Origin of the sequence: Cryobacterium flavum, assembly GCF_900103805.1 — a bacterium.
Classification (GTDB): Bacteria; Actinomycetota; Actinomycetes; order Actinomycetales; family Microbacteriaceae; genus Cryobacterium; species Cryobacterium flavum.
The window spans coordinates 181,886-203,449 of record NZ_FNIB01000006.1; the positions used below are offsets into that span (position 1 = coordinate 181,886).

Sequence of the window (21,564 nt, forward strand, 5' to 3'; positions counted from 1 at the left end):
CGCGGGCCGCGGTTATGGCTGGAGCCGCTCCATCGTCCAGCCACCCGCGTCACCGGCCGTGAACCGCAGGCGGTCGTGCAGCCGGGACGTGCGGCCCTGCCAGAACTCGATCGCGCGCGGAACCACACGGAACCCGCCCCAGTCGTCCGGCCGCGGAATGTCCGTGTCGTCCGGATAACGCTCTTCCACCCGGCGTACCTGCTCCTCGATCAGGGCGCGGCTTGCGATGGGCCGCGACTGGTCACTGGCGACCGCGGCGACGCGAGACGCCCTCGGCCGGCCTACGAAATAGGCGTCGCTGGTGGCGGCATCCGTGGGGCTTGCCGTGCCGTAGACGATCACCTGGCGCTGCATGGCATACCAGGGGAACAGCAGCGAGACGTCCGGGGTGACGCTCAACGCCCGGCCTTTGCGGGACGCGTAGTTGGTGACGAATTCGAAGCCGCTGCCGTCGAGGCCCTTGAGCAGCACGGTTCGGCTGCTCGGCCAGCCTTCCGGGTCGACGGTGCTTAGCACCATGGCATTCGGCTCGTAGAGCCCGGCCTGCTCCGCGGCAGCCAGCCACACGTCGAACTCGACCATCGGGTCGGGGTTGACCCCGGACTCGTTCAGGCTCACTGCGCCGTAGTCGGTGTGACTCGTCAGGGATTCCATCAGTATTCTCGCCCTCGGTTTGAGCCGCCGGAATACGAAAGCTCCCCGGCCTGCCCCTCCAGCCTAGGAGGAACAGGCGGACGGGGAGCCTGTGGCCGCGTGTGTGTCAGTCGCGCTTTTCATAATCGTGGCCTGAGTTGTGGCCCTGTAGTGGTTCCCTTTGCGGGTAGTTCGACTTCCGATGGTGCGCTCGAAGTTCGAGAAATCCTTCGACGTGGACATCATGGCGTCAGTGCCCGGTGTACAGTCCCGCCATGCCCTCGCTTATTCAGCAGAGAATGGCCCTCGAGCGTATTCGCACGTCCGCCATTGTGTGGACCGTGTTCGGCGGGTTTTGGGGCCTGCTTTCAATCGCCAACCTGCTTGTCGGCACAGAGCCGACGCGAGGGGCCCTATACCTTGCCGTCGCGGGAGGGCTGATCGCCGTTGGGCTTGTCAAAATGAGGCGATACCGACGTGAAATTACAGCGTTTGCGGTCGAGAATAGCCCCGACGCCGGCAAGCGTTAACTCCAGTCCGGGCGTCTCGTAGAGGGTTCCGCATACGGCCTGCGTTAGCGCCCGTGATGGTATCGACATCCGGCGATACGGACTTCGTCGTTCTCGACCTTGTAGATCAGGCGATGTTCGTCTGTAATCCGACGTGACCAATACCCGCGGAAGCCGTGCTTGAGGGGTTCGGGTTTTCCGATGCCTTCATTGCCGTTGCGATTAACGTCGCTCAGGAGCGTATTGATGCGTTTGAGGATCTTGCGGTCTTGCGTCTGCCACCAGCAGTAGTCGTCCCAGGCATCCTCGTCCCAGATCAACTTCATTCATCAAGGGCGTGCTGCGTGCCGTGGCCGGCCTCGAGTCGATCGATCGATCCGAGGAGGCGGCGCGCGTTCGCGGGGTTCTTCAGCAGATAGGCGGTTTCCTTGAGCGACTCGTAGTCGTCGAGCGAGACGATGACCACGGGTTCGTGTCCTGCACGAGTGATAACAACTTCTTCTCGGTCATCCACCACTGCTGAGAGTGTCTCGGCGTACTTCGCCCGGGATTCTGAATATGTCATGGTGCGCATTGGGATCCTTTCACGTACAGAAAATTGTACGTCACCTTGATTACGACTACAAGATTCACCCACAGCTCCACCATCGTCGCGTAAGCCGTTCCTGTTGCGGGATCACCTATCGGGATTCGTATATCTCGCGACGATGTCCGAGTCGGAGGACGAGCATGATTAATAGGTCGTCGTGAATCTCGTAAATGATGCGGTAGTCACTCGTTCGGACCCGCCACTCGCCAGAGCCCCCGACGAGTTGGATCGCCTTGGGTGGCCGCGGATCGTCTGCCAAGAGGTCGATCGCTGCTTGAACTCGACGTCGGGCCTGCGGATCGAACTTGCGCAGTTGCCGTTCGGCGGCTGGTGCGATCTTCACCGAGTAAGTCATACGAGGCCGAGGTCCGCCTTTACCTGTTCCCAAGGAGTCGGTTCGCTTTTCGTGCGACGCATCTCTTCACGCGATTCCTCAGCGGCACGAATATCGGCCATGTCTTCGGCCAATTCAATGAGGCGCTCCAAATCGTCGACGTCGATAACGGCCGCGACTCGCCGCCCGCGGCGAGACAAGAAGACCGGCCCGTGCTCGGTGCGAGCGCGGTCGATGATCGATGCGAGCTGGTCGCGTGCATCCGAGACGCTGACAGGGACTGTGGTCGACATGCTTTAATCGTACATTTCACCTACCTGATGTACAAGAGATCTTCAAATGTACAACTGGCCTCCCGCTCAGGGTTCCCTTACGAACACCGCAAGACTCTGTTGCGGCACAAACTTCAGCACGCGTTGTTGTGCCGAGTGCCCCTGCCCTCGCTCCGGTCTTGTTTATCCACATAGCCGATAGTATTATCGCGTATGTGAACATACAGGCGCCAGCGCTAAGCCCGCTCTTCCGGTCAGATGCGCAGGGAGAAATTCTCGCACGGCTGTTTCTCAATGCCGATCGATCATTCACAATCGCCGAACTTGCTCGCGCCGCTAAGTCGCCGTATGCGAGCGCTCACCGAGAAGTCTCTCGCATTGTCCAGATGGGACTTGCCAGCACGGAGAAGCGCGGTCAGTCCGTCGAGGTGCGAGTGCGCGCTGATACGCCGGCCTTTCGGCCCCTCGCGGAACTGCTTGCCCTGACGTACGGGCCGGCTGTCGTGATACCCCAGCATTTGTCAGGGATATCCGGAATCGATCTGGCATTTATCTATGGTTCCTGGGCCGCCCGCCGTGCGGGGGAGCCGGGGGATGCTCCAGCAGACATTGACGTACTCCTCGTCGGCAACCCGCCCCGTGGTGCTGTCAACGAGGCGGCACGCCGTGCGGGCACCAATTTGGGGCGCGAGGTGAACGTGCGAATAGTCAGCACGGCCGCGTGGGAGGCCGCCAGCACGGACCCGTTCTTGCGCACACTGACCGAGCGTCCAATCGTGAGCCTTGAACTTCGTGAGGAAAACCCATGATCGACCGTTGGGACCGCGGTAGATCCGAGGTTGACTTGCTTCTCAAGCAAGGCCGCCTTACGCGGGTCTGGTCAATCAAGGGCTGAAAGCCCGCGGCGAGGGTGCACACGCCGTTCTGCTTGAAGTGGCGATCGCTCAACTCGAGCCACCACGGCAGATTGAAATTCGTGAATTCGACTGGATGCGGCGGCTCCGCAACTCGACGCAATATTCCGACCTCGACCGCCCGTCGGCGAGTGTCGACGACGTCGATCAAGCCGTTCCCGCAGCAGGAGCGATCGTTGATCGTGCAGCTCGACTCTTTGAACTGATGCCGGCCTATTGACGGGGTAGAGACACCGAAAAAGGCTCTCGGGTTTGCCCACATTTTGCCCACAAATGTAGGAAAATGACGTGATTGTGGCACTACTCAAATAACCAAAAACGTTGATATTATGCGGAACTTGCCCGATCGCGGAGTGGCCATTCGCCTCCCAATTGGTTTCAAGTTCCAGTGAGGGCTCCATGAATATTTCGCGTTGATCTCGGCTTTAACTAGGTAACAGGCTCCTCAGGTGCCCCGTTTGCCCAGAGCGCGGTGATGGTCATTTGAAGGTGGCATGTCAGCCGACGACTTCGCCGTGGAGGTTGGCATCACACCAGCGAACGTCGCCATGCTCAAGAACGGTTGCGCTCGAACGATCCCGATTTTCAACCACACTCGACATAATCAGCCTCTTCCTGACTTACCAGCCCGGCGTCATCGTGGTCTGGGACGACGAGCCCACGTGCCAGCTCTATCCGCTAGATTCGGCCCATGACCAAACCACAAAGCGTCGGGCCATATGTGAAAGTGACGCAGCGCGGATGGCCGGAATGGGTTGCCGTTATCGACGCTATGGGTGGCCGGGAGCTTTTTCATCCCGACATCGTGCCGCTGGTACAACATGAAATCGCGCATCTGGAATTGAAAAATCACGGGTGGTGGGCGCAGGCCATCACGATCGCTTACGAACAGCACATCGGCCGCCGGACAGCGCGGCCCTCACTGCTATCAAGATGAACAGTCCGCTGATCGACCATTGCCAGAGATTCGGGTTGAGGATCATGAATGGTTCGCCGTCGAGGTGCACAAAACCCTGAAGTCGGTCCCAGAGCAGCGCTACAGCCGGGCGGCACACCGTAGTCAAAGATGCACATTCCCGCCGTGCGTCAGGACTGTGCAAGTCTCAATGAATGGATTGGCCAAGATCTGCACCTATTACGACTGCGCGCCTCGTGCTGGAACCGCTGTCGGTACTTCATGCCCCTTCTATGGTCGACGTCCTGGCCGCCCCCTCGCTCTATGACTTCACCGGCGGGGAAGCGCCGTCGCTCGAGCAGTTGGAAGACCGTTATGCGGCACAGGCAGTCGGGCACTCGGCGGATGGTTCGCAGTGGTGGTTGAACTGGGTCGTCATTCAGCGTGATGGCATGCAGCCGATCGGGTTCGTGCAGGCAACCGTCGAGAACGACGGATCGAAACTCGTAGCCGACATTGCCTGGGTGATCTCACCGACCTGGCAAAGGCACGGTTTCGCGTCGGAGGCCGCTCAGGGGATGCTCGAATGGTTGCGATCAAACGGGGTGGACCATTTCACGGCACACATCCATCCGGCCAATCATGCGTCAATGCACGTCGCGCACAATCAACAATTACACGTGACATCGTCCAAGAAAGATGGCGAAAATCGTTGGGAATAGGGGCTGCGCTGGGGGCTTCGACCATCCTTCACTTCAAAGTTGCCTTGTGGTCAGGCTCCGCTGGCGCACGTCGAATCATCCGAATTTCCTTGATTCCGTATTCTTCCTTGCACGAACCGTCGGGAATAAAACCGTGCTTACGGTAGAACGCCTGGGCTCGCGGATTGGGATCTGCTACCCAGAGCCCCGCCGCTGTTTCGGGAGAGATGACAGCGTCGAGGAGAGCTTTCCCGGCGCCGGTGCCGTGCGCGGATGCAAGCACGTAGAGGACGTTGAGTTGCTGGCTCCATGTCGCATCGGTATCCGTGGCGGCCGCGCTCTGTGCGATTCCGATCAGGTCGCCGTTCTGTTCCGCGACCGCGATTCGATCGTGAGCGAATCGATCATCCGTGAGCCCGATCGTCCAGAAGCGCTCTCTCGTCGACAGTAACGCTGGGTCGTCCAGCATCTCGTCGCGCATGATGCCCCGATAGGTTTCCTGCCAGGTGGCGACGTGCAGACGTGCCATGGCCGCCGCGTCCGTTGGTACCGCCGATCGGATGACAGGTTGCGTCTTCATACGTTCGATACTAATAACGAATGTTTCGTCAGGCTACTGATCAGCAAGTTTGGTCTCCCAGGCGCCATGTAGACGACTAGCCGAATGGCGACCGACACGGGATCGACCGAGTCGGATGCGGCAAGAGACGATGCATTGGTCAGAGCGCCAACCAGTGAAACGGCGACGAGATAAGCAGTCGCAGCGACTAGAGCGGATGCGGGGCGGTTGGCGGTATGCCCGCCCTGCGACTACGCCCCCCCGCCGAGACCTTGTTGGGGGAACGCAGCTACGGCTTCGATTTCGACGAGAGCGCCCGCGCGTGCTGGGGTGACCGCTAGTACCGTGACCGCGGTGCGACGGTTTCCCCAGACCGTGGCAGTGGCGGCGTACGCTTCACCGGGGTCGATGCCAGTCGCGAGATAGATCGTCAGCTTGACCACGTACTCCGGTCCGGTTCCCGCTTCGGCCAGAACGGCGAGCACGTTGCGCAAAGCCTGCTCGGTTTGCGCTCCGAGCCCATCGAGCAGCGCGCCGCTGCCATCAGTGCCGTTCTGCCCGCCAACGTAGAGCGTGGGCCCTGCGGGCGCGATCATGCCCTGCGCGAAGGCGGGGCTCTGAAAAAGCTCGGGCGGGTTGATCGGTGTGGGAAATGAAGTCATGGTGCTGTCCCCTCAGTCGGTGCGCAGGCCGTAGGTGAGCAGGGCGTTGCCCTTGCTCGTCGTCAAAGACTTCTGCAGCGTCAGCCGCGTCAGGGGATCGGTCGGCTCGAACAGGTGACGGCCAACGCCCGCCACGACGGGGTGCGTCATCACGGTGAGCGAGTCGAGCAGGCCGGCGAAGAGCAGTTGGCGTACGAGCGAAATTCCGCCGACCAGCGAAATCTCGCCGCCCGCCGTGTTCTTCAGGTCGGTCACGAACTCTTCGAGGTCGCCGGTGATCAGCGTGGAATTCTGCCAGGCCAGCTCGCCGGTCAGCGTGCGCGAGGCGACGAACTTCGGCACGGGATTGATGAAAGCGCCGAACGGGTCGTCATGCTCGGCGCTCGGCCAGTAGCTGGCCCACTGTTCGTAGCCAACCCGGCCGAGTAGCACGGTGTCGACGCGGTCCATCATCGCGGTCATTTCCGCGCCGAGCTCTTCATCGAAGCTGTCGAATTGCCAGAGGTTGGGCGATTCGACGACGCCGTCAAGGGACATGAACAGGCCGGCGGTCAGTTTTCGCATCAGGGCTCTCCTATGAGTCGGTGTGAAAGGGCATGCTAACGCAGCCGGTCGAGGTAGCGAAGAATGACGCCTTCGCGCAGTGCCCACGGCGACACCTCGAGTTCGGCAGCCCCGAATGCGGCCATCGCTGCGCCTAGTACGATGCCTCCGGCCACGATCTGAAAAGTGCGGTCGGCGGTGATCCCGGGCAGGGCTGGGCGGGCTTCGGCGGGGATGCGCGCGAGCCGCGGCACCCAGTCATCCAGCTCGGCACGCCCCAGGCGCAGCCGGTCGGCGGCACCGACGCCATCGGAGGTGGTGCCGGCCAGGCGGGCCAGCGAACGGATCGCCTTAGATGACCCGACAATGTGGTGTGGGGCCGGCAGGTGCGCGAACGCGTCAACCGCATCGCGCAGAACGGATGCCGCGTGCTTACGCAACGCAGACACCTCCTCCGGCAGCGGGGGATCGTGGTGCAGAAAACCGATCGTGCTGCGTCCGGCCCCGAGCGGAAGCGACAGCGCGACCTCGGGAAACTCAGCTCCGCCGGCCGCGATCTCCAAGGACCCGCCGCCGATGTCGAACAGCAGAATGTTGCCGGCCGACCAGCCGTACCAGCGCCGCACTGCCAGGAAGGTCAGCCGGGCTTCGTCTTCGCCGGATAACACTTGCAGGGCCACACCGGTTTCCCGTTCGACCCGGTCGAGCAGTTCGGGGCCGTTGGTCGCGTCGCGCAGCGCCGAGGTCGCGAACGGCAGCAACTCGTCGATGTTGTGCTGCTGGGCAACATCCGCTGCGTGTTGTACAGAGGTGAGAACCGCGGCGACACCCTCGTCATTGATCGCGCCCTCGGGAGTGATGTAACGCATGAGACGCAAGACGCTCTTGTCGGCGGCCATCGGCACCGGCGGAGCGCCTTCGTGCGCGTCAACAACCAACAGGTGGACGGTATTCGAACCGACGTCGAGAACTCCTAGGCGCACATGTGTACGATACCGCTTGCAGCGCGCTAGCGCTGAGCGGGCGTGACGAACCGCTGCCAGGCCCACGCACTGGCGCACACCGCGGCGAAGGTTGCTGCCGTGATCCACAGCGTCAGGCCGGTGCCCGCACTCTGCACCTGTTCCACCATCGGTGACAGCGCCGCGAACAGGATTCCGTACGTGACGACGGTCAGACCGGTCCAGACCAGCGGCGACCAGGACAGAATGCGACGCCCGCTAGTATGGCCGACGGGCACCAGAATCAGCACCGCTGAACCGATGGCGGCGAGCACGATCGTGTTGCCCGTCTCCGCGGCCAGCGACGTGACGAAATCACTGGCAGCGGGAAGCAGCGAGCCGAGCGACCAGGCGAGAACGGCGAAGGCAGCCAGCGCGCCCACCCGCACCGCGGCGAGCTGGCCGCGCTGTGCCGTCGTGGGCTGTGCGGCCGCGGGGTGCGCGCCGTGCGGGCTTACGGCATCCGTTGTGGCGGTGAGGGTGACGCTGCCGAGCAGCCCGAACAGCAGGGCGGGGTGAATGTCGAACAGGCGGGACGCGATCGCGGCCGCCGCGATGAGCAGCAGGTAGCGCGGCAGAAAGGTGACCGTTCCGCGCAGCCGCAGTACGCGCGAACTCCACCACAGCGGAACCAGAATGGCCACCGCATTGACCAGTACCAGCCCGATGATCACGGCGACGAGCAGGCGCAGGTAAGCCGGTTGGTCGACGATCGGACCGGACAGCATGACGAACGTCGCGGCCGCCAGGAGCGCCGCTCCGCCAGGCAACCAGCGGTTGAGCCGCACGGTGGGCGCGACCTCGTACTCCTCGCGCACCCGGTTGCGGCCCGCCAGTGAGGGCAACGCCCGAAGTGGTCGGCCGCCGCGGGAGCGGGAGATGGTGCCCGCGAGCAGGCGCAACGGTACGGCGATCAGCAGCAGCGCCCCGAGGGCGAGCAGACCGGCCTGCAACCAAGGAAACGGCGAGCCGGTGCCCGTCGGGCCGATCGCAGCCGCAAACCGAGTCGGGTCATTCCACTGGCCGGGAAAAGCGGATGCCGCAGCCCCCTCGTTCTCCGGCTCCGCCGCTTGCGGGTCTGGCGCGGTGGTCCCCGGCCCCGGGGTCGGCGACGGCTCTGCCGTCGGGCCGGGTGCGGCAACCGCGCCATCCGGTGACGGCGAAGCCGATGGGCTCGGAGTCGGCGTGACCGGTGGCGTTGCCGAGGCGGACCCAGACGGCGTCGGCGTGCTCTCAGCCACATAACTGACCGATGCGGGCGTCGAGCCCGGTCCGACATTGCCGGCGTTGTCCTTCTGCACGGCGATGACCGAGTACGACCCGGCAGCCACGCCACCGGCCGAGCAGGTCCAGGCTCCGCCGATCACCGGGGCGGAGCAGACCGAGTAGGCGCCGGCGAACACCGTCACGGTGGCGCCGGTTTCGCCGGTGCCGGAGTACTGGGCGCCGGCCACGGACACTTGCGCGCCGGTGCTCGGAGAGGTTACAACAGGGGCCTCCGGCGCGGTGACGTCGAACACGATCGCGACCGGTGTGCTCGCGTTCGAGGAAGTCGGTCTACTGAACGATGACGTCTGGCTGGCCGTCACATTCAGGCTGCCGTTACCGAGGCCGGAGAACAGGCAGGCCCAGGCGCCGGAACTGTCGGCGGTGCTGTTGCAGGTATCGCCGTTCGGCAGGGTCGCCGTCACGATGGCCTGGGGGTGCCCGGTTCCGCGCACCCAGCCGTTGGACTCCGATCCGGTCAATCCGCCGAGCACCGTCGGGGCACCGAGTACGGCAACGGAGATCTCGGCGCTCAGAGTTGGACTGCCGGTCACCACCACCCGCAGCGTGATATTGGGTCCGTTCTGCAGGTAGACGTTGTCGCAGCTCCACGAGGTCGACGCGTCGTTGACGATGCACAGCGGGTCACCGCCGCGCGGCGACAAGAGCTGGATTTCCTGGCTGGCAGCCTTCGACCCCGATACGGTGGTGCGGTTGCTGCCGACGAATTGCCCGTTGTTCGGGTGGCTGATCTGCGGAGCCGGCGCCGGGCCGGTCGTCGCGCTGGGATTCGGTTCCTCGGTCGCGGTCGGAGTAGACGCGGCCGGTGTTGACTCGGTCGCTGTCTCGTCTGCCGTAGTCTGCGGCGCCGAAGTCGCCGGAGTCTCTTCGGCCTGTGCGGTCGATAACGCGGGAGCCGCGAGCGCAATGGCGCAGCCGAGCAACAGGGCTGCGATCGCCGCAACGCTGCGGGAGTGCCGCGGGCGCGCCGACGTGCTCAAGACTGCGGTACGAGCCGATGCGGACACATTCACCCCCTGCCCCAATTTGAGGGGTAGTCGGCGGCAAAGTCAACCTCCCGCACCTGCAAACAGAGTAACAAACCAGAGGAATTCTTCGCGGACCCCAAAACCTACCGTCAGTCGGTCGTAAACGTGACACCCTCAAGAGAAGCGGATGCCCCGCGCCGCCCGCCGAAAAGAGCCGCACCCACCATGAATCCCACGCCCCGCAGCCCCGCAGCACCAGCGAATCGCGCCATCGCCGCCCGGGACTGGGAACACCGCGCCGGCGAGCTCGGCGACCGCCTGCCGACCGGGTTCGAGGTGGCCGTGGCCACCTCCGCCTTTCAGATCGAGGGCGCCGCGCGCGACGGCGGCCGCGGCGACAGCGTCTGGGACACCTTCAGCCAGGTGCCCGGTCGCATCCGCGACGGCTCGAACGCCTCCGTCTCGACCGACCACGTGAAGAACTACGGCGAAGACACCTCCCTGCTGCGCGACCTCGGCGTCGATTCCTACGCGTTCTCCTTCGGCTGGACCCGGCTGCAGCCGGAGGGCCGTGGGGCCTTGAACCGTAATGGACTCGCGATCTACGATCGTTTGCTTGACGCGTTGTTGGCTGACGGCATCCGTTCGAGCGCTACGCTTTCGCACTGGGACCTGCCAGCGGTCCTGCGCGGCGGCTGGCTGAACCGCGACACGGCGGGCCGTTTCGCCGACTATGCGCACGCCGTGGGGGAGGCGTTCGGCGACCGGATCGACGCCTGGGTCACCCTGTTCGAGCCGGCCACGGTCACCACGAAGGGGTATGCGCTCGGCACCCACGCGCCCGGCCGTACCCTGCTGTTCGACGCGCTGCCGACGGCGCACCACCAGCTGCTCGCACACGGACTCGCCGTGCAGGCCCTGCGCGCAGCGGACGTGCGCGGACGCATCGGCCTCGTCAACTCGCACACCCCCGTGCAATCCGTCACCGACCGTGACCAAGACCGCTCCTACGCCGCCCTCTACGACCTGCTGCAGAACCGCCTGTTCGCCGATCCCGTTCTGCTCGGGCACTACCCTGACCCGCTCGAACCGTTCGCGGTTGAACTGCGCACCCTGCTCGAGGCCGACCCCGAGGACCTCCGCACGATTCACCAGCCGCTCGATTTCTATGGCCTGAGCTATTCTGAGCCCGCTCGGGTCGCCTCCGGCGCGACGGTGCTGAAGGCCCCCGATGGTCGAGCGATCCCGATCACGTCGTGGCCGTTTCACCTCGAGGCCTTCCGCGAACACCCCACCACTTCGGCCGGCGTCGTCAACGCCCCCGAATACGTCGCCGTGGCGCTCGCCGAAATTCTCGCACGCTACCCCGACCTGCCCCCGGTGTACCTCTCGCTGGCCGGTGGCGCCTTCGCCGACCAAGCGGATGCCCGCCACCAGGTGCAGGATCCCGCCCGCGTCGACTATCTGGCCGAACACCTCGTAGCAGCGCTCGACGCGACCGCGCCCGGTGGTGCGGCCGCCGCCATGGATCTTCGCGGCGTCACCTTCTGGTCGCTGCTCGACGCCTTCGAGTGGAACGCCGGCTACACCCAGCCCACCGGTCTCGTGCACGTCGATTTCACCGACGACCGCCGCACCCGCACCCCCAAGCTGAGCTACCGCTGGCTGCAGCACGCCCTGGCCAACCGCTAAGAACCGCTACACGTAGCGCTGGGTCGGGTTTTCCGCGGAGTTGCGAGTGTTTGAGTGGGGAGCGGAGACCCGACTCAGCGCCCCTTGACCGGCCTCATGGCGTGCGCCGCCGCAGCGTCACCGAGCCGAGCACGACGGCTCCCACGATCCAGGCGCCGATAATGATCAGTTCCCCGCCCACATAGGCGGCATCCTGCGAGTCGGTCGCGACCGCCTGCAGGGCGTCGATCGCGTGTGACAACGGCAACCAGTCGCTGATGGCCCGCAGCACATCGGGCAGCTGGTCGCGAGGCAGAAAGATGCCGCCGAGCAGAATCTGCGGAAACACCAGCGCCGGCATGAACTGCACCACCTGAAATTCCGTGCGAGCGAACGCGCTGGCGAGCAGGCCGAGGGTCGTGCCGAGCACAGCATCCGCTACCGCGACGGCGAGCAGCAGCCAGAGCGATCCGCTGATCTCCAACCCGCACACCCACACCGCGAACCCCACGGCGACGGCCGATTGCGCCACCGCGAGCAGCCCGAACGCGAGCGTGTAGCCGAGAATGAGATCGCCCTTGCCGAGCGGCATCGACAGCAGGCGCTCGAGTGTGCCGGTGCGGCGTTCCCGCAGGGTGGTGATGCTGGTCACGAGAAACATCACGATGAAGGGAAACAGCGCGATCATGCCCGGCCCGATCGTGGCGAATACCGGGGTGTCCGAGAAGATCCAGGCCAGCAGCCCGATCAGCAGGCTCGGCACCACAAGCAGCAGCACGATCGTGCGCGGGTCGTGCCGCACCTGGCTGAGTACCCGACCGGCAGTCGCGAGGGTGCGCTGCGGATTCATGAGTGGCTCCCGTCGCCGGGGCCGGCAAGCGGATGCCGCGCGATCAGCGCCAGGAACGCCCCCTCGGTATCCGCGGTGCCGGTCGAAGCCAGCAACCCCGCCGGGGTGTCATCGGCCAGAATCTCGCCGTCCCGCATGAGCAGCAGCCGGTCGCAGCGGCTGGCTTCGTCCATCACGTGGCTGGAGACGAGCAGGCTCGTTCCCGACGCGGCGAGCTGATGAAAGAGCGTCCATAGTTCGACTCGCAGCAGCGGGTCGAGGCCCACGGTCGGTTCGTCGAGCACGAGCAGATCGGGGGAGCCGAGCAGGGCGCCGGCGAGCGACACCCGGCTGCGCTGCCCGCCGGAGAGCGACCCGACCAGCTGACCCGCCTGAGACGTGAGGTCGGTCAGGGTCAGTACCCGGTCGACGTCGCTGCGCGGGGCCCCCAGCACGGCGCGGAAATACTGCAGGTTCTGGCGCACGGTGAGGTCGTCGTAGACGCTGGCATCCTGCGTCACGTAGCCCACCCGGTGGCGCAGCGACGCCGATCCCGCCTCCCGGCCGAGCACCGTCACCGTACCGGACTGCACCACCTGCACGCCGACGATCGTTCGCAGGAGCGTGGTTTTGCCGCATCCGCTCGGGCCCAGCAGGCCCACCACGACGCCGCGGGGAACACTGACCGACAACCCGTGCAGCACCGGATGCTTCCCCCGTTGCACGTGCAGATCGGTCACGTCGACCGCGGGGGCGGATTCGTTCACCATGGTCGAACTCTCCGCCGCTGCACCCGCCGTGTCAAGCCCACAATGGGCGGTTTTGGCGGGCTCCGATGACCCATACGTCTGTCATCGCGACGAACTCACTGCAGAGACGCTGTGATCTTCTCGGTGGTGGCGATACGTGCGAAGCCGCCGGACTGCAGGTTCAATGCGGTCGTGGCCATGAGTTCATCAGCGCTACGACTTATCGTTCCCAGACCCGGAACCGTGGTCGTTAAGTCGAAAGTTCTTGTGGCGTCGAGTGGGACCACGACGTCGTAGCCCAGATTTCCGGCCATTCGCGCTGTGGTTTCGACACACATGTTGGTCTGGATGCCGCAGATAACCAAGCTTTCGATGTCATGCGCCTGTAACCACTCGTGCAGCGCGGGATCTCCGTAGAAAGCCGAGTTGACCTGTTTCGTGACGAAGAGACTTGGAGCCGCGTCGGCGATGAAGGACATGAGCCGATTTCCGTCCTGGCTGGGATGCAGCGTTGATTCCGGCGATTCGGAGTCGTGGCGCACGACGATGATGGGCCAGTCGTTTGCCCTCCACACGGTGAGGAGGGTTTCGATCTTGTCTTCACACTCGGGGTTGGAAGAATTTCCCCAGAAAGCGGTGTCGTTGAATCCCTCCTGCACGTCGATCACGATCAGGGCTTGGCGCTCGCGGTTCTGTTTCTGACTCATGAGATCCATCGAAGCGGATTCTCTTCGAACAGAACAGTGGCCTAAGCGACAGTGAACGATGAAATCGCGCCAGATGTCTTGGTGTCGCACGCTGGTGAGTGGCTTGACGGCCGCACTTGGGAGCGAGAACCCAGTCATCTGCAGTAGCTTCGGTGCGTGACCGAGCAACAGCCCTACCAAATTGTGAAGCAATATGAGGATTTCGAATTGCGCCGATACCCCGCGCATCTGGTGGCCGAGGTCACCATCGATGGCCCATTCGAAGACGCCGGTAATCGGGCCTTTCGCTACCTGTTCGCGTACATCACCGGCGCCAACCAGTCACTTCGTAAAGTCGCCATGACGGCGCCAGTGGTGCAAACGGATGCCGCCGAAAAGATCGCGATGACCGCGCCGGTACTGCAGCAGAGCGTGAAAGATGTCTCTGGCGCTGCGGCCGGGGAACAGTTCCGGGTGGCTTTCGTGCTGCCCAAGGCGATGACGGCCGAGACCGCGCCGCAACCCACGGACCCGACCGTGCACCTACGCACGGTGCCCGCCAGCCTGGCCGGTGCCCTCCGCTTCAGTGGACGCTGGACTCAGACTCGATACGAACAGCATCTCGAGGAGTTACACGCGGCGCTCGGCGCCGCCGGCCTCACAGCCCTGGGGGCACCGAGATTCGCCCGATTCGACCCGCCGTTCACGCCATGGTTTCTACGCCGCAACGAGGTCCTGCTCGACGTCGAAGAGCCCGGCTGAGCAGCGCTCGCCCTGCCTTCCCGGAAATCCCTGCGCGCCCTGAGCTTGCTTGGAGTGTCATGGGAAGCGGGTGGGAGCCTCCGGGGTCGCGGTTAGTATTGGCAGGTACGCACGGGGGGTCGTTTTTGGCCAGTTCATGTCTCCGTGCCAACGTACACATCTCGCCAATTTGCAAGGAGACGCTGCCATGGAATGGCTCATCCCGGTTTTGATCGTTGTCGCACTCGTCGCCATCGTGGGTATCTACCTGTGGTCGACCTACAACTCCCTCGTCACGCTCAACGTGCGCGTCGACGAAGCGTGGAGCGACATCACGGTGATGCTCAAGCGTCGTGCCGACCTGCTGCCCAACCTGATCGAAACGGTCAAGGGCTACGCAGCGCACGAGAAAAGCGTGTTTGAGAACGTGACCAAGGCTCGGGCCGAGACGCTGTCTGCACAAGGTCCGGCCGACGCATCCGCTGCTGAGAATCACATGCAGACCGCCCTGAAGAGCATCTTCGCCGTCGCCGAGGCGTACCCGCAGCTTCAAGCCAGCCAGAACTACCTGCAGTTGCAGGGTGCAATCGTCGACACCGAGGACAAAATCCAGGCCGCACGCCGTTTCTACAACGGTGGCGTGCGCGAAATGAACACCAAGATTAAGGTCTTCCCGAATCACCTCTTCGCCGTGAACCTCGGTTTCACCGAACGCGAATTCTTCGAGGTGGCCGATTCCGCAGCGATTGCGGAGCCGCCCCGCGTGCAGTTCTAACGGAGCACTAGATGTACAGCGCGATCGCCAAGAACAAACGCAACACCGTCTTCATCATCATCTTTTTTCTCGCCCTGATCACCGGTCTCGGCTGGCTTGCGGGCGTGGCCTACGGCATGAATGGGTATACCGCTCTTATTCTCACGCTTGTCATTGCGTCGGCCTATGCGCTGATCCAGTACTACGCGGCGGGACGCCAGGCCATCTCGATGAGCGGCGGAATCAGAGTCAACAGCCAATCCGACCACCCGAGGCTGTGGCGCACGGTCGAAAATCTTTCCATCACGACGGGCACACCCATGCCCGAGGTCTACATCATCAACGACCCGGCCCCGAACGCGTTCGCGACCGGTCGCGACCCCAAGCACGCGATCGTCGCGGCAACGACAGGCCTGCTCGACATCATGGATGACGCCGAACTCGAGGGCGTCATGGCCCACGAGATGGGCCATGTGCGTAACTACGACATTCGGCTCTCGATGATCGTCTTCGGACTCGTCGTGGCCATCGGCTTCGTGTCAGACATCTTCCTGCGCATGGCGTTCTTCGGGCGGGGCAACAACAGCAACGGCAACCCCGTTGTCATGGTGTTCGGCCTCGTCGCCATGATCGTGGCTCCGCTGATTGCGACGGTCGTTCAGCTCGCCGTGAGCCGCCAACGCGAATACTTAGCGGATGCCACGAGCGCGCTGACCACGCGCCACCCCGACGCGCTTGCCTCAGCCTTGGCGAAGCTCGGCGAGTACGGTCGCCCGATGAAGAAGCAGAACACCTCGATGGCGCACCTGTGGATCGCTGACCCGCTCAAAAAGGGCGCAATGGCGAAGCTCTTCGCTACGCACCCGCCGCTTGAGGACCGCATCGCGCGCCTCACCGCCATGGGCAGCAAGTTCTGACCTAACCGTCCCCTCGATGGCGGTTTCGACGAGCTCGACCAGCGACTTGATGACGACGCGCCTACTGAAGTTCCGCGGCCAGGCCGTCGGCGAGGTTGCCGCGGGGTGCCACCACGATCTCACCGAGCCCCTGCCACAGCGCCGCCTCCCGCAGCACCTGCGCGAGCCGGCCCGCGGCATCCGCTGGCGCTGCAGGCTCGGCCCAGGCCGCCTGCACGCGCAACACCCCGGCCTGCCGGTCGTTCTTGAGGTCAACCCGGCCCACGACCGTATCACCGAGCAGAATCGGCAGCGAGTAGTACCCGAAGATCCGCTTTGGTTCCGGGGTGTAGATCTCGATGCGGTAGTGAAAGTCGTACAACCGCAGCGCCCGGGCACGCTCCCAGACCACCGGATCGAACGGTGACAGTATCGCCTGGGTGTCCATGGTGCGGGGGAGTCTGGCATCCCGATGCAGCCAGGCCGCTCCGGCCGTGCCGCGCGGCCCCCAGCCCGGCACCTCTACCGGAATAAGCTCGCCGACCTCGGCCAGCTCCCGAATGGCCACCAGGGCGGGTGCTGACTTCAGCCGAAAGTAGTCGGCGAAGTCCTTCACGGTGCCGATGCCGTGGGCACGGGCCGAGCGGCGCACCAGCTCGCGGTGGGCATCCGCTTCTGAAATATCCTGGCCGAGCAGCTCCGGCGAGAAGACCTGCTGGGGCAGGGCATAGACCCGTTCGAAGCGGATGCGCCCAGCGCTCACCACGTCGCCCCAGCGGAACAGCACTTCGAGCCCGGTCTTCACGTCGGACCAGCCCCACCACGGGCCGCTGCGCTTGTTGGCGTCGTGCTCGATCTCGCTCGCACGCATCGGGCCGTTGGCGGCGAGTTCGGCCAGCAGCCAGGCCAGCATCTTCTGGTTGGCGCTCGACCAGTTGCCAACGGTGCGCGCCGACCGGTCCCGATTTTGGTGCATGCGCCAGCGAAACAGCGGCCAGACGTCGGTCGGCAGAAAGGATGCTTCGTGCGCCCAGTACTCGGTGAAACGGGCCTCGCGTCCGGTTGTGAGGCGGTCGAGCTGGGACTTGTCGTACGGGCCGAGGCGGCTGAAGGCCGGCATATAGTGGCTGCGTTCAAAGACGTTCACGGAGTCGATCTGCAGCAGCTCGAGCCGGTTCACCAGGGCGGTCAGCTGGCGGATACCGACGGGAGTCGTCGGGCGGGCGCCGAACCCCTGCGCGGCCAACGCGATTCGCCGCGCCAGTGCGGGGGAAATCGTCGCGGGGGAGACTGTGTGAACCATCTTTTCGACTCTATCCGGCGAACCGGTATGCCGGCCATTCGGGCGGCGCAATCATCTGTTACGCCGCACGTGAGGATCGCGTCGTGAGGCCACGCAGCAGTCCTAGACTGGGCAAGTGAGTGAATCTACGGGCAATCCGGGGGCGCGCGCCCTGTTACGTCTGCGCCGCCGGCAGGGTCTTCAGCGAGCCCGTGCTGAGCGTGCACGGGCGAGCGCCGATCAGGCCGGTTCCGAACTCCTCCTCACCCCGGTTGAGGTGGTGACCCCGGCCCCCGTGCCCAACGGGGTTGACGAGAATCTGCCAGCCGGCATCCGCTTGGCTGGAGCGTGGTCCTGGCGCCTGATCATGATCGCCGCGGCTATCGCCATTCTGATTTTTCTCATCATTCAGCTACGGCTCATCATCATTCCGCTGCTGGTCGCGGTGCTGGTGTCCGCGCTGCTGGTTCCCCTCGTGGCCTTTCTGGTACGGCATCGGTGGCCCAAGGGGCTTGCCGTAGCCGTTGCGATGTTGGGCACGCTTGTGCTCGTCGCCGGCCTGGTCACTTTGGCTTCCACCCAGATCGCCGAGGGCACGGTCGGCTTGAGCGATCGCCTCACGGCAAGTTTCGACAACCTCAAGTCAGTGCTCGCGGCCTCACCCCTGCAATTGTCCGAACAGGAGATCAGCAGCTATCTGGATCAAGGGTGGAAAGCGATTCAAAACGACAGCGCCGTATTCATCAGCGGCGCCCTCTCGGTCGGTACCACCCTCGGGCATCTGCTCACCGGCCTGCTCCTGGCGCTGTTCAGCCTGCTGTTCATTCTCATCGACGGCAAGGCCATCTGGGCCTGGATCGTGCGATTCTTTCCCGTGCGTGCCCGTGCCGCCGTCGACGGCGCTGGCATCGCCGGCTGGACAACCCTCGGAAACTTCGCCAAGGTGCAAATTCTGGTGGCCTCCATCGACGCCGTTGGTATTGGTGTCGGTGCCGCTCTGCTCGGGGTTCCGATGGCCATCCCGATTGGTATTCTGGTGTTCCTTGGCTCCTTTATTCCCATCGTCGGTGCCGTGGCGACCGGCTCTGTCGCCATTATCATCGCCCTGATCTTCAACAATTGGGCTGTCGCCCTCGGCATGCTCGGAGTGGTTCTGCTCGTGCAGCAGGTTGAAGGCCACGTTCTGCAGCCGCTCATCATGGGAACGGCCGTGAAGGTGCATCCGCTTGCTGTCGTACTCGTGGTTGCCGCCGGTGCGTTGCTCGCCGGCATTCCGGGCGCCCTGTTCGCCGTACCGATAGCCGCCGTTTTGAACGCGATGACCAGTTACATTGCCGGTGGTACCTGGCGGTCGAGTCCGCCGACGGCGGTGCCTCCGACCGGATCGGTGCTGTGGCAGACAGTGCCGCAGAGCAGACCCGGCTACCGTTCAAGCGGTGCACCGGAACGCACCGCACGGGTGCGTCCGCGGAGCATCCGCACGGCTCGTGATGGCTCAGCCCGCAGCACCCCCTCAGATTTGAGCGCACCTCGCGCGCCGCAGGACAGTTCGGAGAACTAAGACATGCCAGAGACCACCCTCGTCGCACCCACCCTCGCTGAGTTCGAGGCGGCGCGCGCGGTTGTCGCCCAGGTCGCCGATGTGACACCGATGGAGAGCTCGCGGTACCTCGCCGACGTGCTGGGAGCGCCGGTGTACCTCAAGTGTGAGAACCTGCAACGAACCGGCTCCTACAAGATTCGCGGCGCCTACAATCGGCTGTCCAAACTGACCGACGAAGAGAAAGCCCGCGGCGTCGTCGCGGCCTCGGCCGGCAACCACGCCCAGGGCGTGGCCTTCGCTGCCCGTGAGCTGGGCATCAAAGCCACCATCTTCATGCCAGTCGGCGTCGCGCTGCCCAAGCTGTCGGCCACGCGGGACTACGGCGCCGAGGTCATCCTGCGCGGCACGACCGTGACCGAACCGCTGCTCGCCGCAGCCGAATATGCCCGCGAGACCGGGGCGATCCTCATCCCGCCGTTCGACCACGTGGATGTTGTCACCGGGCAGGGCACACTCGGCCTCGAAATCCTCGACCAGGTTCCCGACCTCGAGACGGTCATCGTTCCCATCGGCGGCGGCGGCCTGATCTCCGGGGTGGCCAGTGCGCTCAAGCAGCGCGCCGCACGCGATGGGCGCCGCATCCGCATCATCGGGGTGCAGGCGGAGAACGCCGCCGCCTACCCGCCCTCCCTCGAGGCCGGTGAAGCCACGATGATCAGCATCCTGCCGACCATCGCCGACGGCATCGCCGTCGCCAAACCGGGACTGCTCAACTTCGAGATCGTGCGCGACGCCGTCGACGAGATCGTCACCGTCAGCGAGGACGACACCGCCCGGGCGCTACTCGTGCTGCTCGAGCGCGCCAAGCTCGTCGTGGAACCGGCCGGAGCCGTGGCGGTTGCCGCCATCCTGGCCGGCAAGGTCACGCCCGCGGGGCCGACCGTCGCTATCCTCTCCGGCGGCAACATCGACCCGTTGCTGATGCAGCGGGTGATCAGCCACGGCCTCGCCGCGTCTGGCCGCTACCTCACGCTGCGCATCATGCTGCCGGACCGGCCTGGCCAGCTCGCGCGAATCTCCGAGCTGCTGGCCGAGGCCACCGCGAACGTCATCGAGGTACTGCACACCCGGCACGGCGTCGGCCTGCAGATCAGCGAGGTCGAGCTCGACGTCAGCGTCGAAACACGGGGGCCAGAGCACCGCCAGCACGTCGTCGACACCCTGCGCGCGGCCGGCTACGACCCGCAGATCGACTAGCCGCGCTTCCGGGTCCCCGTTACGGGCCCGGCCCCCGCGCATAACTCCTGCAATTTGTGACCGCTCCCCAACAGATGCCCGGAATTCCGGGCATCTGTTCTGCCCCGTCAGCAAATTGCAGGAGTTGTGGTGCTAAACCGACGGGTCGGGTCGGTCAGGCTCCGGTGAAGGTCTCCACGTTGGTGACGTGCACGGTGATTTCCTTGCCGTTTGGAGTGGTGTAGCTCGTCTTCGCGCCCACCTTTAGGCCGATGATGGCTGCGCCGAGCGGGCTCTGCTCGCTGAATACGTCGAGGTCACTGTTGGCGCCGATCTCGCGGCTGCCGATCAGAAAGCGGCTCTCGTCGCCGGCAATCGTGGCGGTGATAACGGTGCCGGGAACGACGATGCCGTTGCTTTCGGGGGCGTGGCCGACTTCAGCGGTGCGCAGCAGCACGGTGAGGGTGCGAATGCGCGCCTCCATCTTGCCCTGCTCTTCTTTGGCCGCGTGGTAGCCGGCGTTCTCCTTGAGGTCGCCCTCTTCGCGAGCAGATTCGATCTTCTTCGCGATGTCGCCCCGGCCGAAGTTGCTCAGTGTCGCCAGTTCCGCTGCGAGGCGGTCGTGGGCTTCCTGAGTTAGCCAGGTGACCGTTGTGTCGGTTGTCACGAGTGATCTCCTTTATTACGGTCGAATGTGACGCCCGAGCGCAGAAAAGCTCGGGGGTCGCGGATACAGCCGACGCCCCGACGATTGCCGGGGCGAATACGTCAGTTTAGGTCAGCCAGCACTCGTAAATCAAACCCGTGTTGCTCAGGTCGGTGGTGCGTAAAATCTCGGTGAATGACCGGTTGTACAGCGTCGACGGCGGCAGATCGATGATCTTCCAGCCAACCACAGAATAGCTTTCGTTGAGGGCCTGCACCGCGCAACTCGCCGTGCGGTTCACTGGGAGCGACACCTCGAACGTCACGCTGACCGTGTGCTCATCGATGATGGTGTGCCCAATATCGCGTGCCTCGATTTGAGTGGATGCTCCATCCAGACCGGTCCACAGCACCCACGCTCCGAGTACCAGCACAAAAATACCGCCCAGAGCCCAGAGGATCCGTCGGTCGCGAAGCTTGCGATCGGGTGTACGCCCGTAGCGCGATTGGATCACGGCACTCTCGATCGGCGTGGGGGCCGACGTGTCGTCGGATTCGTCCAGGCGGTAGGGCTCGCGGCTCGGCTGAACTCCGGCAGGCGTGCTGTTTTGGGGCACTGGCGATTTCACACTTTCACGGGAGCGATTAGGCTGGTAACTAGGTTA

At 64.3% G+C, this 21,564-nt stretch carries 26 protein-coding genes; 10 read left to right on the plus strand and 16 right to left on the minus strand.

Translation table 11 applies throughout. The features are described 5' to 3' along the window. Positions 1 to 12: 12 nt before the first annotated feature. The 5 genes from pdxH to BLS91_RS10560 form a co-directional block, all read right to left on the minus strand. Positions 13 to 654, minus strand: coding sequence for a pyridoxamine 5'-phosphate oxidase (pdxH, locus tag BLS91_RS10535; RefSeq protein ID WP_174774954.1), 642 nt, complete (start codon positions 652 to 654; stop codon positions 13 to 15). A gap of 553 nt (positions 655 to 1,207) precedes the next feature. Beyond that, the gene (locus BLS91_RS10545) at positions 1,208 to 1,468 is read right to left on the minus strand and encodes a Txe/YoeB family addiction module toxin (protein WP_092340670.1); all 261 of its coding nucleotides are present in this window, start codon (positions 1,466 to 1,468) and stop codon (positions 1,208 to 1,210) included. Then, positions 1,465 to 1,716, minus strand: coding sequence for a type II toxin-antitoxin system Phd/YefM family antitoxin (locus BLS91_RS10550; protein WP_092340671.1), 252 nt, complete (start codon positions 1,714 to 1,716; stop codon positions 1,465 to 1,467). The genes BLS91_RS10545 and BLS91_RS10550 overlap by 4 nt, the downstream gene beginning before the upstream one ends. A gap of 106 nt (positions 1,717 to 1,822) precedes the next feature. Continuing rightward, complete coding sequence (locus BLS91_RS10555) at positions 1,823 to 2,074, minus strand: type II toxin-antitoxin system RelE family toxin (protein ID WP_369827295.1); 252 nt, start codon at positions 2,072 to 2,074, stop codon at positions 1,823 to 1,825. 8 nt (positions 2,075 to 2,082) lie between these two features. After that, the gene (locus tag BLS91_RS10560) at positions 2,083 to 2,358 is read right to left on the minus strand and encodes a type II toxin-antitoxin system Phd/YefM family antitoxin (protein WP_092340673.1); all 276 of its coding nucleotides are present in this window, start codon (positions 2,356 to 2,358) and stop codon (positions 2,083 to 2,085) included. A 365-nt stretch (positions 2,359 to 2,723) separates the two neighbouring features. Between BLS91_RS10560 and BLS91_RS19605 the strand changes: the two genes are divergently transcribed. The 4 genes from BLS91_RS19605 to BLS91_RS10575 all read left to right on the plus strand — a co-directional run bounded on the left by BLS91_RS19605 (position 2,724) and on the right by BLS91_RS10575 (position 4,868). Beyond that, on the plus strand, positions 2,724 to 3,146 hold the full coding sequence (locus BLS91_RS19605; protein ID WP_134505144.1) for an ArsR family transcriptional regulator: 423 nt from the start codon (positions 2,724 to 2,726) through the stop codon (positions 3,144 to 3,146). A gap of 167 nt (positions 3,147 to 3,313) precedes the next feature. Continuing rightward, complete coding sequence (locus tag BLS91_RS19930) at positions 3,314 to 3,457, plus strand: hypothetical protein (RefSeq protein WP_158252832.1); 144 nt, start codon at positions 3,314 to 3,316, stop codon at positions 3,455 to 3,457. Between the two features lie 485 nt (positions 3,458 to 3,942). After that, positions 3,943 to 4,188 carry a hypothetical protein gene (locus BLS91_RS19935; RefSeq protein ID WP_158252833.1) on the plus strand — a complete coding sequence of 82 codons (246 nt, stop codon included), beginning with the start codon at positions 3,943 to 3,945 and terminating at the stop codon, positions 4,186 to 4,188. A gap of 173 nt (positions 4,189 to 4,361) precedes the next feature. Then, on the plus strand, positions 4,362 to 4,868 hold the full coding sequence (locus tag BLS91_RS10575) for a GNAT family N-acetyltransferase (RefSeq protein ID WP_092340676.1): 507 nt from the start codon (positions 4,362 to 4,364) through the stop codon (positions 4,866 to 4,868). 28 nt (positions 4,869 to 4,896) lie between these two features. On the opposite strand, the gene BLS91_RS10580 is transcribed toward BLS91_RS10575, so the two are convergent. From BLS91_RS10580 to BLS91_RS10600, 5 genes are all read right to left on the minus strand, one after another. Continuing rightward, the gene (locus tag BLS91_RS10580; protein WP_198412711.1) at positions 4,897 to 5,427 is read right to left on the minus strand and encodes a GNAT family N-acetyltransferase; all 531 of its coding nucleotides are present in this window, start codon (positions 5,425 to 5,427) and stop codon (positions 4,897 to 4,899) included. Positions 5,428 to 5,657: 230 nt separating this feature from the next. Next, positions 5,658 to 6,068, minus strand: a complete 411-nt coding sequence (locus BLS91_RS10585) for a RidA family protein (RefSeq protein ID WP_092340677.1) — start codon at positions 6,066 to 6,068, stop codon at positions 5,658 to 5,660. Positions 6,069 to 6,080: 12 nt separating this feature from the next. After that, a complete protein-coding gene (locus BLS91_RS10590) occupies positions 6,081 to 6,632 on the minus strand; it encodes a dihydrofolate reductase family protein (protein WP_092340678.1) in 552 nt (183 codons plus the stop codon). Between the two features lie 35 nt (positions 6,633 to 6,667). After that, positions 6,668 to 7,594 (minus strand): Ppx/GppA phosphatase family protein, encoded by a 927-nt coding sequence (locus BLS91_RS10595; RefSeq protein ID WP_092340679.1) that lies wholly within the window; start codon positions 7,592 to 7,594, stop codon positions 6,668 to 6,670. A 26-nt stretch (positions 7,595 to 7,620) separates the two neighbouring features. Then, positions 7,621 to 9,906 (minus strand): hypothetical protein, encoded by a 2,286-nt coding sequence (locus BLS91_RS10600; protein WP_134505145.1) that lies wholly within the window; start codon positions 9,904 to 9,906, stop codon positions 7,621 to 7,623. Positions 9,907 to 10,092: 186 nt separating this feature from the next. Here BLS91_RS10600 and BLS91_RS10605 point away from each other — a divergent pair, with 186 nt between their 5' ends. Next, positions 10,093 to 11,559, plus strand: coding sequence for a glycoside hydrolase family 1 protein (locus tag BLS91_RS10605; RefSeq protein ID WP_092340681.1), 1,467 nt, complete (start codon positions 10,093 to 10,095; stop codon positions 11,557 to 11,559). A gap of 94 nt (positions 11,560 to 11,653) precedes the next feature. Here the strand turns inward: BLS91_RS10605 and BLS91_RS10610 are convergent, their stop codons facing one another. The 3 genes from BLS91_RS10610 to BLS91_RS10620 form a co-directional block, all read right to left on the minus strand. Next, entirely contained in the window at positions 11,654 to 12,388 is a 735-nt protein-coding gene (locus tag BLS91_RS10610) for an ABC transporter permease (protein ID WP_092340682.1), read from the minus strand. Then, entirely contained in the window at positions 12,385 to 13,137 is a 753-nt protein-coding gene (locus BLS91_RS10615; protein WP_092340683.1) for an ABC transporter ATP-binding protein, read from the minus strand. Before BLS91_RS10615 ends, BLS91_RS10610 begins: the two co-directional genes overlap by 4 nt. A gap of 95 nt (positions 13,138 to 13,232) precedes the next feature. Further along, entirely contained in the window at positions 13,233 to 13,823 is a 591-nt protein-coding gene (locus tag BLS91_RS10620) for a cysteine hydrolase family protein (RefSeq protein ID WP_092340790.1), read from the minus strand. Between the two features lie 156 nt (positions 13,824 to 13,979). Here BLS91_RS10620 and BLS91_RS10625 point away from each other — a divergent pair, with 156 nt between their 5' ends. The 3 genes from BLS91_RS10625 (at position 13,980) to BLS91_RS10635 (ending at position 16,214) form a co-directional block, all read left to right on the plus strand. After that, positions 13,980 to 14,564, plus strand: a complete 585-nt coding sequence (locus tag BLS91_RS10625; RefSeq protein ID WP_092340684.1) for an SOUL family heme-binding protein — start codon at positions 13,980 to 13,982, stop codon at positions 14,562 to 14,564. 187 nt (positions 14,565 to 14,751) lie between these two features. After that, entirely contained in the window at positions 14,752 to 15,318 is a 567-nt protein-coding gene (locus BLS91_RS10630; RefSeq protein ID WP_092108227.1) for a LemA family protein, read from the plus strand. 11 nt (positions 15,319 to 15,329) lie between these two features. Beyond that, positions 15,330 to 16,214: a M48 family metalloprotease gene (locus tag BLS91_RS10635; RefSeq protein ID WP_092340685.1), complete on the plus strand. Its 885-nt coding sequence runs from the start codon at positions 15,330 to 15,332 to the stop codon at positions 16,212 to 16,214. A gap of 61 nt (positions 16,215 to 16,275) precedes the next feature. Here BLS91_RS10635 and BLS91_RS10640 read toward each other — a convergent pair whose 3' ends face one another. Beyond that, the gene (locus BLS91_RS10640; RefSeq protein WP_092340686.1) at positions 16,276 to 17,496 is read right to left on the minus strand and encodes a winged helix-turn-helix domain-containing protein; all 1,221 of its coding nucleotides are present in this window, start codon (positions 17,494 to 17,496) and stop codon (positions 16,276 to 16,278) included. Positions 17,497 to 17,611: 115 nt separating this feature from the next. On the opposite strand from BLS91_RS10640, the gene BLS91_RS10645 reads away from it, so the two are divergent. Beyond that, the gene (locus BLS91_RS10645) at positions 17,612 to 19,036 is read left to right on the plus strand and encodes an AI-2E family transporter (RefSeq protein WP_233197394.1); all 1,425 of its coding nucleotides are present in this window, start codon (positions 17,612 to 17,614) and stop codon (positions 19,034 to 19,036) included. 3 nt (positions 19,037 to 19,039) lie between these two features. Next, positions 19,040 to 20,275, plus strand: a complete 1,236-nt coding sequence (gene ilvA / locus BLS91_RS10650; RefSeq protein WP_092340687.1) for a threonine ammonia-lyase — start codon at positions 19,040 to 19,042, stop codon at positions 20,273 to 20,275. 154 nt (positions 20,276 to 20,429) lie between these two features. Here the strand turns inward: ilvA and greA are convergent, their stop codons facing one another. Together greA and BLS91_RS10660 are read right to left on the minus strand one after the other, a co-directional pair. Then, positions 20,430 to 20,921, minus strand: a complete 492-nt coding sequence (gene greA, locus BLS91_RS10655) for a transcription elongation factor GreA (protein ID WP_092340688.1) — start codon at positions 20,919 to 20,921, stop codon at positions 20,430 to 20,432. Positions 20,922 to 21,027: 106 nt separating this feature from the next. After that, positions 21,028 to 21,516, minus strand: coding sequence for a DUF4307 domain-containing protein (locus tag BLS91_RS10660; protein WP_158252835.1), 489 nt, complete (start codon positions 21,514 to 21,516; stop codon positions 21,028 to 21,030). Positions 21,517 to 21,564: the final 48 nt, after the last annotated feature.